General features: G+C 51.9%; 15 protein-coding genes and 1 pseudogene. 1 reads left to right on the top strand and 15 read right to left on the bottom strand.

The annotated features are described in order from the left end of the window. Window position 1 precedes the first annotated feature (1 nt). Window positions 2-1,186, bottom strand: a complete 1,185-nt coding sequence (locus GA565_RS10390) for a MalY/PatB family protein (protein ID WP_226950943.1) — start codon at window positions 1,184-1,186, stop codon at window positions 2-4. A gap of 177 nt (window positions 1,187-1,363) precedes the next feature. Beyond that, window positions 1,364-1,846: an SDR family oxidoreductase gene (locus tag GA565_RS10395; RefSeq protein WP_370518033.1), complete on the bottom strand. Its 483-nt coding sequence runs from the start codon at window positions 1,844-1,846 to the stop codon at window positions 1,364-1,366. Between GA565_RS10395 and GA565_RS10400 the strand changes: the two are divergent. Further along, window positions 1,826-1,894 (top strand): annotated as a pseudogene (locus GA565_RS10400) (transcriptional regulator); the annotation flags it as partial. The gene GA565_RS10395 and the pseudogene GA565_RS10400 sit on opposite strands and share 21 nt — an antisense overlap. A gap of 33 nt (window positions 1,895-1,927) precedes the next feature. On the opposite strand, the gene GA565_RS10405 reads toward GA565_RS10400, so the two are convergent. From GA565_RS10405 to GA565_RS10465, 13 genes are all read right to left on the bottom strand, one after another. After that, window positions 1,928-2,917, bottom strand: coding sequence for an aldo/keto reductase (locus GA565_RS10405; protein WP_152198392.1), 990 nt, complete (start codon window positions 2,915-2,917; stop codon window positions 1,928-1,930). 26 nt (window positions 2,918-2,943) lie between these two features. Then, window positions 2,944-3,795, bottom strand: a complete 852-nt coding sequence (locus tag GA565_RS10410) for an aldo/keto reductase (RefSeq protein WP_152198393.1) — start codon at window positions 3,793-3,795, stop codon at window positions 2,944-2,946. 95 nt (window positions 3,796-3,890) lie between these two features. After that, complete coding sequence (gene arsC / locus GA565_RS10415) at window positions 3,891-4,322, bottom strand: glutaredoxin-dependent arsenate reductase (RefSeq protein WP_152198394.1); 432 nt, start codon at window positions 4,320-4,322, stop codon at window positions 3,891-3,893. A gap of 41 nt (window positions 4,323-4,363) precedes the next feature. Continuing rightward, on the bottom strand, window positions 4,364-5,647 hold the full coding sequence (locus GA565_RS10420) for an arsenic transporter (protein WP_152198395.1): 1,284 nt from the start codon (window positions 5,645-5,647) through the stop codon (window positions 4,364-4,366). A gap of 94 nt (window positions 5,648-5,741) precedes the next feature. Continuing rightward, window positions 5,742-6,095, bottom strand: coding sequence for a metalloregulator ArsR/SmtB family transcription factor (locus GA565_RS10425; protein ID WP_084982497.1), 354 nt, complete (start codon window positions 6,093-6,095; stop codon window positions 5,742-5,744). 83 nt (window positions 6,096-6,178) lie between these two features. Then, window positions 6,179-7,018, bottom strand: a complete 840-nt coding sequence (gene licT / locus GA565_RS10430) for a BglG family transcription antiterminator LicT (RefSeq protein WP_152201424.1) — start codon at window positions 7,016-7,018, stop codon at window positions 6,179-6,181. A 25-nt stretch (window positions 7,019-7,043) separates the two neighbouring features. Further along, complete coding sequence (locus GA565_RS10435; RefSeq protein WP_152198396.1) at window positions 7,044-8,456, bottom strand: glycoside hydrolase family 1 protein; 1,413 nt, start codon at window positions 8,454-8,456, stop codon at window positions 7,044-7,046. Then, window positions 8,453-10,321 carry a beta-glucoside-specific PTS transporter subunit IIABC gene (locus tag GA565_RS10440; RefSeq protein ID WP_152198397.1) on the bottom strand — a complete coding sequence of 623 codons (1,869 nt, stop codon included), beginning with the start codon at window positions 10,319-10,321 and terminating at the stop codon, window positions 8,453-8,455. Before GA565_RS10440 ends, GA565_RS10435 begins: the two co-directional genes overlap by 4 nt. A gap of 325 nt (window positions 10,322-10,646) precedes the next feature. Beyond that, on the bottom strand, window positions 10,647-11,336 hold the full coding sequence (locus tag GA565_RS10445; RefSeq protein WP_152198398.1) for an SDR family NAD(P)-dependent oxidoreductase: 690 nt from the start codon (window positions 11,334-11,336) through the stop codon (window positions 10,647-10,649). 3 nt (window positions 11,337-11,339) lie between these two features. Then, window positions 11,340-11,810 carry a YhcH/YjgK/YiaL family protein gene (locus GA565_RS10450; RefSeq protein ID WP_152198399.1) on the bottom strand — a complete coding sequence of 157 codons (471 nt, stop codon included), beginning with the start codon at window positions 11,808-11,810 and terminating at the stop codon, window positions 11,340-11,342. Window positions 11,811-11,858: 48 nt separating this feature from the next. Continuing rightward, window positions 11,859-13,037 (bottom strand): exo-alpha-sialidase, encoded by a 1,179-nt coding sequence (locus tag GA565_RS10455; protein ID WP_152198400.1) that lies wholly within the window; start codon window positions 13,035-13,037, stop codon window positions 11,859-11,861. After that, entirely contained in the window at window positions 13,034-14,455 is a 1,422-nt protein-coding gene (locus GA565_RS10460) for a sodium:solute symporter family protein (RefSeq protein WP_152198401.1), read from the bottom strand. Before GA565_RS10460 ends, GA565_RS10455 begins: the two co-directional genes overlap by 4 nt. 84 nt (window positions 14,456-14,539) lie before the next feature. Beyond that, window positions 14,540-15,427, bottom strand: coding sequence for a dihydrodipicolinate synthase family protein (locus GA565_RS10465; protein ID WP_152198402.1), 888 nt, complete (start codon window positions 15,425-15,427; stop codon window positions 14,540-14,542). Window positions 15,428-15,468 lie beyond the last annotated feature (41 nt).

Here is a 15,468-nt window from a genome sequence, read left to right on the forward strand (position 1 = left end):
GCTAATGGCCGCGGCTAAAACAGCGCGCTAAACGGTCAATAACCTTGACCAACTCAGACTGCGGCAGGGCGAAATTAAGACGCATAAAACCCTCGCCGTTAGTCCCAAATTTAAGCCCGCTGTTGGGTAGCAAACCCGCATCTTTAATCAGACGTTGCTGCAATTGAGCATGCGTTAAACCGCTTTTTCTGAAATCCAGCCACGCCAGATAGGTGCCCTCGGTGTGGAATAAGGTCACGTTGGCGATATCTTGCAGCCCTTTTTCAAGCAGCGCATAGTTACCGCGTAGTGTTTCAATCAGCGCATCAAGCCAGGGCGCTCCGTGTCGATAGGCAGCATCGCAGGCAATCATCCCCAGCATATTCGGCTGATGAACGCTTAACTCTTCTAACTCATCACTCAGCTTTTTTCTGATTTCGGCATTTTTAATCACCAGATGGGTAATCGGTAAACCGCTGAGATTGAAGGGCTTACAGGGGGATGTAAAGGTAATGGTAAAATCAGCAAACTGTGGATTGAGGCTGGCGACCGGCGTGTAGGGCGTATCGCCGATAATCAGGTCCTGATGCACATCATCGGACAGGAGTAATAATCCGTGGTGCTGACAAAGCTCGGCAATCTGCCTTAATTCTTCTGACCGCCAAACTTTGCCAATCGGGTTGTGCGGATTACACAGGATCAATATTCGGCTACGCGACGTAATTGCGGCGTGGAGGCGGGCGATATCCAATGAATAGCTGCGTTCATTTTCAACTAACGGCACGTCAATAACGCGGCGGCCGGTATGCTTGATAATACGATTAAACGTGCTGAACCCGGGTGAGAAGATAATCACCTCGTCATCGGGCTGACTGTTGGCTCGAATGGCAATATCCATCGCGCTAATAACCGACTCACAGGGCAGCACCCATTGTGGGTCGATTCTCCAGCCGTGACGAACCTCCTGCCAGCCGCAAAAGAGTGCAAAAAAGTCCGCTGGCCACTCGCTGTAGCCAAAAATGCCGTGCTCAACCGCCTGCTGCAGGGCGTCGACCACCACGGGCGGGGATTTGAAATCCATATCGGCAATCCACAGTGGGATCACCGGTCCAGACAGGCTGTCGGCAAATTCATTGACCTCCAACCATTTAGTGGACAAGCGTGAACGGCGGTCAATCACCGTCTTAAAGTCAAATTTTCTGCTCAAGGCTTTTCCTCCAGTATTCATTGAGGCCCATGACATTGGCTGTGTTTGGGGCATTAATAGGCCAGGAAAAATATCACGTCTCCTCTCGATAAGAGACTTGAGCAAATAAATAAATCTAAATATATTGGCGTTTACTGTCATGAATACACGTTATTAATACAATAATCTGCAGCGGTGTTAATTTTCTGAGCGGTCACCAAACCAATATTCTGCCGTAACGCCCCCGTCCATCAGGAAATCGCTGCCCGTAATAAAGGCACCTTCTTCCCCCATCAGTAGAGCACCCACGTTGCCCACTTCATCAGGTGTCCCGCCGCGTCCGACGGCGCTGCCCTCGAGCATTTTTCTGTATCCCGGTCCGCGTGGGCCATTAAGTTCATCACGAGCAAGCGGTGTGAAAATGATGCCGGGGCTGATGGTGTTGATGCGCGCTCCGCGCTTACCCCAGCGCACGGCTTCGGCCATGACTCTCAGGGCGTTGCCACGTTTTGAAATCTGATAAGCATTCAGTGGATCGACTACCCGATCGGGTTGCAGCATGGCCAGGCTCAACAATTCATCAGCCGGCGTGGTAGCCAAAGCTTTATTTTGTTCAGCCGTTAGGGCCGGCAGGCGGTGGCCAGACATCGAGGCAATAACTACCCCAGCCGTAAGCAGCATCCACCCGCTTTTGCGTTGATGATCGATGCACTTCGCTACTCAGAATAGCGGGTCCGCAATTGCTGTGGACCCGCTTGGGTCTTAACGGCCGACACGAGCCTGATGTTCCGGAGAGTAACGTTCGCCGACGATTTTTACTTTTTCAAGCGCCTGTGTGACCTGAAGTAAGTCATCCTGAGAAAGAATAATTTCAGCAGCGCCCAGGTTTTCCTCCAGCCTGTGGACTTTGGTGGTGCCCGGGATGGGAACAATCCACGGTTTTTGTGCCAGCAACCAAGCCAGCGCGATTTGAGCTGACGTCACATGTTTATCAGCTGCGAGTTCAGCCAGTAAAGTGACCAGTTTTTCATTAGCTTCAATCGCTTGCGCGGCGAAACGCGGCACGGTGCTGCGGTAATCATCCTGACCAAACGTCGTCCCTGACTTGATCGAGCCGGTCAGGAAGCCTTTGCCTAGTGGGCTAAAGGGTACAAAACCGATACCCAGTTCCTCCAGCAACGGCAGGATCTCCTGCTCAGGCTCGCGCCACCACATGGAGTATTCGCTTTGCAGGGCAGTGACAGGTTGTACCGCATGCGCACGACGAAGGGTTTGCGCACCCGCTTCGGACAGACCGAAATGCTTGACTTTACCTTCAGCTATCAGGTCTTTCACCGTTCCCGCGACATCTTCAATGGGGACATCCGGATCAACACGGTGTTGATACAACAGGTCAATAACGTCTGTCTTGAGACGGCGTAATGATCCTTCAACGGCTTCACGGATATGCTCCGGACGACTGTTTAAAACCTGCTGCTTGTTATCATTGCCAAAGGTGAAACCAAACTTGGTGGCGATGACGACGCGATCGCGAAAGGGTTTCAAGGCTTCGCCGACAACCTCTTCATTCACAAATGGGCCATACACTTCGGCGGTATCGAAGAAAGTGACGCCGCGTTCAACTGCTGTCTGAATGAGTTCGATAGCCTGACGGGTATCTGTCGCCGGGCCGTAGCCGTGGCTGAGACCCATGCAACCAAGTCCAAGGGCCGATACTTCGAGTCCGGATTTTCCCAGATAACGTTTTTGCATTGAATGAATTCCTCTTTTATTGCGGCTTAAACATCAAGTTTGCGGCCGGTCAGCCATTCCACCCTCGCGGGATCGCGATGAGAGAAGAATGCACTGGTTGCGGTATCAAGGGCGGCAATCTGCAGCATATCTTCAGAACTGAGTTCAAAATCGAGAAGGGTAATGTTTTCTTCCATGCGCTCTTTCCGCACCGTTTTAGCCAGCGAAACGATGCCGCGCTGGAAGATCCACCGCAGAACAACCTGACCCACGCTTTTGCCGTACTTTTGGCCAATCGCCGTTAACACAGGATGCTGGAACAGACCATTTTTACCTTCTGCAAACGGTGCCCAAGCTTCCGGCTGAATGCCACGGCTTTGATTCCATGGAACGGCATTTAACTGCTGGTTGAAGGGGTTAACTTCAATCTGGTTTACTGCAGGGGCAACGTTGTTGAAAGCGATAAGATCAGCCAGTCTGTCAGGATGGAAGTTACTGACACCAATAGCGCGAATTTTGCCTGCCTGTTGCAGTTCTTCCATGGCACGCCACGCACCATGGACATCACCGTAAGGCTGGTGAATCAGGTACAGGTCAACGTAGTCAAGTTGCAGTCGATTCAGAGAGCGTTCGAACTGTGCTTTAGCGCCTTCGTAATGGGTATCCTGCAGCCAAAGTTTGGTTGTCACAAAGAGTTCGTTACGTGCGATACCGCTCTGCTTCAGTGCGTTCCCGACCTGGGTTTCGTTCTGGTAAGAGGCTGCAGTATCGATCAGGCGATATCCCGTTTCGATGGCATCAATAACGGCTCTCTCGCATTCAGTGGCATCCGTCATTTGGAATACACCAAACCCCAGTAAGGGCATTTCAATGCCGTTGTTCAGTTTTACAGTTTGCATGACGTTATCCTTCCGTTGTTATGTTGGAAAGCATAACGCAAACTGTTTTATTGGATTAGGTGGGATAATCAGCTAGGGTTTATTAGTCCGATTCATTAATATTGGCTGACGCGATAGCCGCGCTCGTCAATTACCCCTTCACCGTCCTCTTTGGCAAACGCCCCCCGCTGCGGGTCCGGCAGAATATCCAGAACCACTTCTGACGGGCGACAGAGCCTGGTGCCAAGCGAAGTCACCACCACCGGGCGATTGATCAGGATCGGATGAGCTAACATGGCGTCCAGCAGCTTGTCATCGCTGAACCGGCCTTCCGCCAGCCCCAGCTGCGTATAGGGCTCGGTATTTTTGCGAAGGAGTTCGCCCACGCTGATCCCCATATCCGCAATCAGTTTTTTTAACTCATCGCGGGTCGGCGGCGTTTCCAGATACAGAATGACTGCCGGTTCTACGCCGCTGTTGCGGATTAACGCCAGGGTATTACGGGACGTCCCGCAGGCGGGGTTGTGGTAGAGGGTAATATCAGTCATGAGCGGTTCTCCAGACGGGACCGTACCGGCCCTTTAATAACTTAAACGGACAGGCGCAAGGCCAGCGCGGCCAGCGTCACGAAAAGCACCGGCAGGGTCATAACGATGCCCACGCGGAAATAGTAGCCCCAGCTTATCCTGATATTTTTCTGAGCCAGAACGTGCAGCCAGAGCAGAGTAGCCAGACTGCCTATAGGGGTGATTTTCGGGCCGAGGTCGCAGCCGATAATGTTCGCGTAAATCATCGCCTCCTTCACCACGCCCTGCGCAGTAGTGCCTTCAATGGACAGCGCGCCAACCAGCACCGTTGGCATATTGTTCATCACCGAAGAGAGCGCCGCTGTCAAGAAACCGGTGCCGAGCGTTGCACCCCAAATGCCGTGCTCTGCAAACCGGTTCAGGGCAATAGAAAGATAATCCGTCAGGCCGGCGTTGCGCAGGCCATATACCACCAGATACATGCCCAGTGAGAAGATAACGATCTGCCAGGGCGCGCCTTTCAGCACCTTACGGGTATCAATGATCTGGCCTTTATGGGCAACCAGCCAGAGAATAAACGCCGCCACTGCCGCTACCAGGCTTACCGGCACGCCGAGCGGCTCCAGGGCAAAAAAGCCGATCAGCAGCAGAAGCAATACCACCCAGCCGGCTTTAAAAGTGCGTGAGTCGCGTATGGCTTCCCGTGGCGCTTTCAGCTTTGTCAGGTCATAACTGACCGGAATATCCCGGCGAAAGAACAGGTGCAGCATCATTAGCGTGGCGGCCACGGAGGCAAGATTGACCGGAACCATCACCGAGGCGTACTCGCTGAAACCTAATTTAAAGAAGTCAGCCGTGACGATATTCACCAGGTTTGAGACGATCAGCGGCAGGCTTGCGGTATCGGCGATAAAGCCTGCCGCCATCACAAACGCCAGCGTGGCACCGGCACTGAAGCCCAGCGCCAGCAGCATAGCGATAACAATCGGCGTCAGGATCAGTGCCGCGCCATCGTTGGCAAACAATGCCGCCACCGACGCGCCCAGCAGCACGATATAAGTGAACAGCAGTCTGCCTTTACCGCCTCCCCAGCGTGACACGTGCAGCGCGATCCACTCAAAAAAGCCGGACTCATCCAGCAGCAGGCTGATAATAATGACGGCGATAAAGGTGGCCGTGGCGTTCCAGACAATCTGCCAGACGATCGGAATATCATCGGGGTGAACCACGCCGGTCAGCAGCGCCAGCGCGGCACCAATGACGGCACTCCAGCCTATACTCAGCCTTTTCGGTTGCCAGATGACCAAAACCAACGTCAGGACAAATATCGCGATCGCCAGAAACATAACCGTTTCTCCTTAAAGATAACTGCCGCAAAAACGGGATGATGAAAATTGAGGCATAACATATTTATTTAAACGCATATGTTAAGGCAAAATTTTAAATACAGACAGGCTTGCCGTAGGGAGTGCCGTTGTCGCGTTCGGCTTGCTGGCTGAGCTTAAGAATGTCATCCCGCTGACACAGGTAAGCCTGCTCAATGACTACCGCTGCCCACGCAGGCATGTGTGGTGACAGACGATAATGGATCCATTTGCCGTCACGCCTGTCGAGAAGGAGACCGCTTTCTCTCAGCAGGGCAAGGTGCCGGGATATTTTTGGCTGCGTTTCTTTCAGGGTGGATGAAAGCTCACAGACGCAGAGCTCACCTTTCTCGCGCAGTAGCAGCACCAGGCTCAGTCGCGTATCGTCAGACAGATTTTTGAAAAGTTGCAGGGGCAGAAGTTGCGGCATGAGAATTCCTGAGTAAAAGATTAAAGCAAGTGTCGCTTCTTGTCAGTGTTGAGTCAATAACATATTCATAATTTCATATGTATTCACTCTTCTTTCTCTGTAATACGCGTCAGATGAATCACCAGATACAGCAACTCATCGTTGGACATCACCATTTCCAGCAGGTTTTTAATGTAATCGCGGATCAGCAGCGCGCAGCGGTAAACGTGGGGATATTCCCGGATGACCTGCGAGAAGATGAAATTATCCTTGGAAACCACCTGCTTTTTTTCCACCATCCGCTGGATGAAGAACTGCATGTGAACCAGAAAGCGGGCGTAATTGAGCGAGTCTGTGTCGATGCTGATGCGAAAGTGATACTGAATAATATTGAAAATATCCTTCAGCATTTTCACCGACAGCAGCGTATGTTCCATGTTTTGCACATCGGTTTGGCCGTTGACCAGATGAAAGGCGATATTAGCCGCCTCTTCTTCCGGAAGCTGGATATTCAGGCGCTGATTGATATACGCCAGCGCCTGCAGGGCCACGGTGAATTCATGGGGGTAGAAACGCTTCACCTCGAACAACAATCGGTTCTGGATGCTGATGCCCTTGTGATAACGTTCAATGGCGAAACTGATATGATCGACCAGTGTGAAAAAGATTTGTTCGTTAACGCCTCCTTTCAGCCCGGCATTCGCCAGGCCGAGGATCATCTGCACAATCTCAATATGCGCTTCCGGCGTATCCTCTATCAGACGAAGATATTCACGGCCTTTCTGATTATCTTGTACCGCATAAATTTTCTCGATGCTTGCCGGGTCGAGAACGTCACCCACTTTGCCGCCAAAGCCAATACCCTTGCCCATGACGATAACTTCGTTGTTATCGCTATCCGTTGATAGCACCAGGCTATTATTGAGTACCTTAATGACCTTCATCTTCTCAGCCATAAACCTCTTTTATTTAGCGATGTACGCCATTTGACGCGATTAAGCGCTGATACCAGCCGAAGCTGTTTTTTCTGATACGTCGCAGATCCATCAAGTCCTTTTCACCCCGGTTCACGTAGATAAATCCGTAACGCTTGGCGTAGCCCTGATGCGTACTGACTACATCGATAGCGGCCCACGGGCAATATCCAAGAAGCTCAACACCATCGTTGATCGCAAGCTGCATCTGCTCAACATGCTGACGCATAAATTCAATGCGGTAATCATCATTGATTGACCCATCCGGCAGCAAGGTATCCGGTGCGCCAATGCCATTTTCCGTAATCAAAATAGGCAGGTGATAGCGCTCGCAGGTTTTGCGCAATGTCAGACGCAGCCCCACGGGATCGATCACCCAGCCATACTGCGTTTTAGCCACAAACGGATTTTCTGCGGCGCGATAGACGCCCGGTTCTCCCAGCATAATTTGTTGGTCGCCCGCCCGCGCGCTGATGTCTGAAGCATCACCGCGGCTGGCGGCGAGGGTCGCCGTTGAATAGTAGTTGATCGCCACATAATCCGGCTTCCCTTGCAAAAGGAGCAATGCGTCCTCGGGTTCCATCACCGGCGCCAAATCGCGATCTTCGAGATAGCGCCATGCAAGCGCGTTGTAACGACCATGAACCGCGACATCAAGAAAACTCCAGCAACGCAGGGTTTCCCAGTTATGGGCAGCGAGGGCATCCAGCGGATGGCAGGTTTCCTGATACATCGACGTTGTGTTAATGGCCGGGCCGATTTTCCCCGCAGGACAGCGCTGATGACAACGCGCCATCACTCTGGCTTGCGCCACCATCATATGATGATTTTGCTGGTACAACACCTTCTTCGGCGGTAACTCGCCCCCCTTAGGCAACCCGATCGCGCCTGGGTGCAGAATCAGCGTATTTTGTTCATTGATGGTCAGCCAGTATTTTATTTTGCTACCAAAGGCGGTGAATAAAACGTCGGCGTATTCCACAAACGCATCGATCGTCTCTCTGTTCGCCCATCCTCCTTTTTGTTCGAGCACGTACGGCAGATCGAAATGATAGAGCGTCACCACCGGCTCAATACCGTGGAGCAGTAACTCGTCAATCAGTTGCTGATAAAATGCCAGCCCAGCCTGATTTACCTCGCCGGTGCCCGCCGGCAGGATACGCGTCCAGGCAACCGAGAAACGGTAGGCCTTCAGGCCCAGTTCAGCGAAGAGAGCAACGTCTTCGCGAAAACGGTGGTAGTGATCGCTGGCAACAGTAAAATCGGCGGTCTCTTCAGGATGAATCAGCATGTCAACAACCGACGGACTTTTACCGTCTTCATTCCATGCCCCTTCTACCTGATAAGCCGACGTCGACGCGCCCCACAAAAAATCTTTTGGAAACCCTTCCAGTGTCTGAAAAATCATGCGTTCTCCTTATCATCGTTCAGCGTGATGATCTGCTCACCAAAAGCGACGTTCCCCGGGTTGCGGCACATCAGTTGCGGATATTCTTCACTGTTAACCACCAGTATCGGTGTGATGATCTCGTAGCCCAATGCGGTGATGGCGGCAATATCAAAACGCACCAGTTCATCACCCACTTTGACGCGATCCCCCACCTGAATCTCAGAGGTAAAATGCTGACCGGCCAAATTGACGGTATCAATGCCGATATGCATCAAAATTTCCACACCCTTTTCGCCGCGTATCCCGACAGCGTGTCGGGAGGGCAGAAACGTCACCACTTCACCATCAACCGGTGCGCGCAACAGCCCTTCGTGAGGGATAATTGCGATACCTTGTCCTAAAAGTCCTTGTGAAAAGACATCATCACTCACCTGATCCAGCGCCACTAACTCACCGGCGAGCGGGCTAGCTATCGGTTGTTGTGCGGCGCATACCGGTGTCGCATCCTGCTGGTCTGCCACGTCATCCACCGGATCGTCAAAGCCTAAAATCCAGGTCAACGCAAACGTCACAACGATAGCGATCGCGCAGGTAATCAGCGCATGGACGATGTTCATCGGGTTTTCGCCGATAAATGCCGGTAATGCTGCCAGCCCTGGCGAGACAAACGCGTAGCGAACCAGACCACTCAACCCGGCATAAATACCGGCACATCCGCCGCCGATCATCGCCGCAATGAGCGGTCTGCGCAGTTTCAGCGTCACGCCATACAACGAGGGTTCGGTTATGCCGAGCAGGGCGGTAAAACCGGCCGAAGAGGCTAGCTGACGGAGATTTTTATTCTTAGTGCGAAACGCCACGCACAGTGTCGCCGCGCCCTGAGCAATGTTGGAAGCCAGCATGCCCGGCCCGTTAATCATCTCAAAACCATTCCTGGTGAGCTGTCCGGTAGCAATCGGAGTCATTGCCCACGCGGTGCCGGTGATCACCAGGAACGGCTGCAATCCCCCCATCAACATCGGGATCAGCCAGCTGGCTTTACCATCGATGGCCGCTGCACCGCTGGCCACCACGTCATTGAGGAAAATACCAAACGGTCCGACCACCACCAGTGCCAACGGCGCAGTAACCAGTAAGATAATCATTGGTTTGGTGAAGAACTTGATCATACTCGGTGAGACTTTCTCGGCAAAGCGCTCGATATACGACATCAGCCAGACGGTGAAAATAATCGGCAACACTGAACCGGCATAATCAGCCAGACGTACCGGGATCCCGATAAAATCAATCGCCGTGCCCGCCGCTCTCATCTGCGCCAGATTAGGATGCAATAGCGCACCCGCGATCGTCATGGCCAGAATCGGATTACATTCGAATTTGATCGAGGCACCGTACGCCAGCAGCACCGGCAGGAAAAAAAAAGCCGCGTCAGAAAGGGTATCCAGCAAGTGATAGGTCGGGCTGGTGGCGCTTATTACGCCGGTCAGTTTTAAAATCGCCAACAACGCTTTGATCATCCCCGCGCCGGTAATGGCCGGAATAACCGGCGTGAAAGTGGTCGAAATCACGCTGATGATTTGCGAAATAATTCCGCCTTTGGTTTTCTGCTTTTGCTGCATGCCGGTTTGCCCGCTGAGATCGCCTATCTCTTTTTGCATCGCGCGGAAGGTTTGCTGCACGTTGTTACCCACCACAATCTGGAATTGCCCCCCGCGCTCGACCACGCTTATCACGCCCGACAACGCTTCGATAGCTTTTGCATTGACCTTGGCGTCATCGTTAAACTCCATCCGTAAACGTGTAGCGCAATGCGTCAGTTTATTGACGTTCTGTTTGCCTCCCACGTGCGTCAAAATCTCAATACCCAGCTGTGTGTAGTCCATATGTTTTCCCTGGTGAAAAAAAGCAAAAAAAAAGACCAAAATGAAAATGCACCTCCCCTGAGAAGAAGTGCATTCTTATTTTGGTCTTGCCTGCCTGAGCAGTAACACGCCTCAATAAAAATGCGTTGGCAACCGGTATGAACGCGTTGCGTCTGGAGTATCGCCATAAGGCTATCTGGTCAGCAACAGCGAAAATTATTTTTTGCGAAGGGCATCACGAACTATTTAAAAAGCGGAGCCTTCAGCACGGCTCCGACACCAGCCCCGTCAGCGCGTGGCCCTTGTGATAATGATATGTTCGACCGGATCCAGCAAGCCAGTCATTTCATAATGATGCGCCACCACAAATGACCAATTGCTGGCCAGTAATGGCTGCAGCAGAGGGTGACAGTAAATAACAGACAAGACTGGCCACTTCCTGCGGCTGGATAAAACGCCCTATAGGCGGTAATTTAGGGGGAGAACTCTGTCGCTGAGGGGTAGATAGCATCGGTGTTTGAGTCGCGCCAGGTGCCACAACATTGACAGTAATGCCCCGCGGCGCCAATTCGGCAGCCCAGCTTCTGGCCATGCCAATCATCGCAGACTTAGTGGCCACGTACTGGCTGCGCCCGGCAACGCCTGACGATGTACGGCTACCAAGCAGCACAATTCTGCCGCCGTCCGGCATTTTATCCACCAAACGATCGGCCAGTACTTCAGCAACGCCAATATGAAGTTTCCACAACATTTCACTGGCTTGAAAATCCAGCTGACCTAGCCGCGCGGCTTTCATCATACCGGCGGCGTGAATGACTGCATCGATGGGCGGCAACTCTTCCAGTAAGCTAGCCAGCTTAACGGTATCGGTTATATCCAGAGACAGGCTGGTGAAATGGGGGGACGGGTCAAGCACTTCGCGGCGCGCTAACCCAGTCACTTTCCACCCCTGAGCCAACAATGTTTGGCATACCGTTTCACCGATGCCGGAACTGCATCCCGTTACCAGCGCATGTTTTACGTTCGCATCGTCCATGATTTACACCTTCATGGTAGAAAACGGGATTTTAAACACAGCCTTACGTACCACCGCTGGACGTTTGTTGCAGCATAATGCACGGTGCGGTTCCCCCGGTGCGAAAGTCACAAAATCACCGCTACGCAGCAAAATCTGATTGGATAAACGGGAATTTTCAAGGATAAAGAGATCCGGTTTTCGCTCCACCGCATACTGACCGATAACGCTGTGGGTATCGAAACCAATAATTTCCTCCCCTTCTAGCACGACCTGAATATCCAGCCATTGTTGGTGGAACTCAGTGTGCCGCTCATCTGCAGGCGAAGTGTTAGCATTAGCGATACTGCAAAACCAGGCTGCTCCCTCAGGTTGGAATCGTCCATCTTCCCGTGCACGGAGTGCTTCCAGCGAACATGCCGGCAACGTAAGGACCTGCAGTAGGGCATCGGGTAGGGTAGCCATTTCTAGTGAGTGTAAATTTCCTGCAATCATGCTCATGCTCCTGATGAAATAGCCCGCATCAAGCGGGCAAAGTGAGTTTCAGCTTTTCACCCAAGATTCATCGACGCATACGTATTTAATGGCTTGTCGATAGAAGGTAAAAGCAATGTGCAGTTCGCCATTCGGCCCCTGTTTGATGCTCGGGTAAGAGAATTCGCGGTTCAGCTTTTGCTGAGAATTGTTGGTCATGCAATATCCATCACCCGTTTCAAGATTCCGTTGATAAGGCCATGTGAGACCCCCATCTTCGGAAATGGCGAGTGTCATCGGCGCACGCGGAGCGCCCCAAAAAGCACTTCTCTTGCCGGGTTCTACCTTCGCCTCAGCACGTTCATCGCCTTCGTCATCTTCGATTTCATCGTAAAGTGATGCACGACGCTCACTGGCATCTGCGGCACTCATTTTGTTAAATACCAATGCCAAATGGCCGTTGAGAAGGGTGGTCACCTGAATAGAAGAGTTATTGTTCGGCAGCTCCGTGGGCTGGGGTGACGTCCAACTGTTGCCGCCGTCATGGGAGCGGCTTTGGTAGACAAAATCCGCCCAGCGACTCCGGTACAGCGCCAGCAGACTCCCATCAGACAAGGGTGTAATGTTCATATGCACGCAACCGGTGCTTTCCGGCACCCTAACATCTCGCCAGGTTTTCCCTTTATCGGTGGATATTTTTACCGCGCTGTCGTCGTTGTTACCGACCCATTTTTCACCCGGTTTTGTGCGGCAATAGAACACCGGAAGTAACCATTCTCCCGTTGCTAACACAGTAACCGGTTGACGAATAAAGGTGCCGGGTTGGTCGAGCAGGGTACCGATCTCTCCCCAACTTTTTCCCCAATCCTGAGATTGTCGAAAACGCACAATTGCGGTTTCCTGATTTCCCGATTTTTGCGCGGTATACATCAACCAAAGCACGTTATCGGGGTCGAGAAACAGCACCGGATTTTGTTCTGAGCGGCTGTCATCTTCAGATAATTTTACTGGCTGGCTCCACGCCCGTGCACCGTTATCAAGACGCGACATATAGATAGAGATATCTGCTATACCCTCTTGCGTACCGCCAAACCACGCACACAGTAGGCTACCGTCGGGCATAGGCAGCAGATTCGCTGCATGGTTTTGTGGACAGTCGGACGGCAGCATGGCATCCATACGTGCTGCGTCATCCTCTGCAGCCTTAATGAATCCGATACTGTCGATGTTTAACGTATTGAGGGTCATCTTAATGCTCCTGACTTTGAAATAATGTGCGAATCCTTATGCTTCACTGCGCGCTGAGGGATCATGCGGTCAATCACCATGATGATCGCCGGAGTGACCAACGCAATGTACATATTGTTGATCCCAAACGGATCACCAAGCAGATACCACACAGAGGTCACGACACAGGCTCCAATCAAACCAACATTAGCGCCGCGTGCACTTTTAAAGAACGGCAGGTAGAAGGCCATAACGGCGACGACGGATATCGACAGGCGGATAGCACGGGTGAAGAAAGAAAGCTTGAGCACCTCAGGGACCAACAGCACGAAGATCAGTGGCAGAAAACCAATGAGCAATGAGAGCCAGCGGGTCATTTTAAACTCGCGCTCCGGCGTTGGATTGCGGTACGGCACGTAGAAATCTTTCACAATAAGCGAGGCTATAGCGAGTGCGACAGTACTGACGCTGACGAAAATCGATGCCACCAAAGACGTGGTCACCAGGCCTGCAAGCCAAGGATTCATGTCCTGAATGAAGATGGGCAAGGCGTAGAGACTGTTCATTTCTGGATGCAGGAATTTTGCCGCTACGCCAATCATGCCAATGGCTAGCGCAATGGGAATGCAGAAAAAGAATGCAACCCACGTCGCGCGCTTCGCAGATTCTGCGCTTTTGGTGGAAGAAATTGCCTGAATCACAAACTGAGTACAGAAGATGGAACCGATGGTTCCGATCAGCCACGCAAAAATAGTGCTGGCGCCAATGCTGCCGTCCCAGGTCCAATAGAAGTCAGGCATTTCTTTCACCATCGGCATGACACCCCCGGTCATATGCAGGGCGATACCCAGAATGATCAGGACGCCAATATACTTAATGGCGCTGTGCAGCATGGTGACCCACGCCATGCCCTTCATTCCCCCGAACGCGAAATAGAATGTACTGACTACGGCAGTAATAAATGCCGCGACGGGCAGATTAACTTTCAGAACGGTGGAAATCGCCGCCGCCCCGCTGACGTAGTTACCCACATTGACCAGCAACAACGCATAAATCATGATGATTGAAATTATGTTTTTAGTGGTGTTGCCGTATTTCTCCGCAATGGCACCTGAGATGGTGATTTTCCCCGTATTATAAATACGTTTCACCAGCAGCAGACCAAAGATCGGGAAGCCGATTGCGGCTCCCAGGATTGACCAAGAGGCGGCAAATCCCCCTTCAAATGCGGCTTGCGCCGTACCGATAGTGGATTTTGCACCAATATATTCCGACATCAGCAGCACGCCGACGATAAAGGCCGGCATCGCACGCGATCCCTCCATGAAATCACCGGTATTTTTACTTCGTAATCGATAGGTTAACCAAGTAGTGAACAGGATGTAGGCTAATACGATGCCAATAATGATAAACGTATCTGATGAGCTAAATTCTTTCATTTTTTCCTCACACAGCGCGTAGGGGGACCCCGCCTGCACATTTTCATACGCAGGTGTAGAGTTGAGACAGAAGGTAAGGCGCGGTTAACCGCGCAAATTAAAATCTTTAATAACGGCCAGGATCTTATTCGTATCGTCCTGCGTAAAGTCCACCGGATACCGGCTTTCACCCACGTTATAGCCGAGCAAATTCACGGCTTTTTTAACGACGGCCGGTGAAAAAGCAATACCGTAGAGATGGGTACGGATCTGATTGATGTCTGCCTGGACGGCTTCTGCCGCTGCGGCATTTTTTTCCTGCAAATGCCGATAAACCGCATTCACCTGTGCCGGAATAATATTGGCAATGCCTGAGATGCAACCGATGCTGCCTTCGGTAAACCCACGATAAATAAGCGAGTCAGGTCCGGTTAGCACACTAAAATCGGTAAATTGCTTACTCACTTCATGGAACCCCTGCAGGCTTTCCCATGAACCGGCACTGTCCTTAATTCCTTTAATATTTGGATGATTGGCCAACTCGCGAACAATGGCGGGCGTTAAGGTATTACCGGTTCGCGCAGGAATGTTATAGAGATACACGGGAACGGTCAGAGCATCGGCAACCGCACGAAAATGTGCAATCAGTTCCTGCGGGCGCAGCGTCGCAAACCACGGGGTAATCACCGACACGGCGCGCACGCCTAACGTCTCGATATGCTTGCCTAAGCGGATAGTGGCGGAGGTTGAAATCTCACCCACGTGCGACATGACGCCCGTGTCACTCCCCGCCGCTTCAAGACATATCTCGGTCACCCGAATCTTCTCCTGCTCGTTGAGCATAAAAAATTCGCCGTTAGTGCCATTACAGAAAATGTTGTTTCCAGCCTGTTGTTGACGTTTCACCTGCTCGCGCAATGCGACGCCGTCGAGCTCCCCACTCGCGGAGAAAGGGGTCACTATCGCGGTATAGACTCCAGTAATATTATTCATCTTATTCTCTTCACGTCGGTGTAATTAGATACGAAATAAGG

This window comes from Rouxiella sp. S1S-2 (assembly GCF_009208105.1).
Lineage (GTDB): Bacteria > Pseudomonadota > Gammaproteobacteria > Enterobacterales > Enterobacteriaceae > Rouxiella.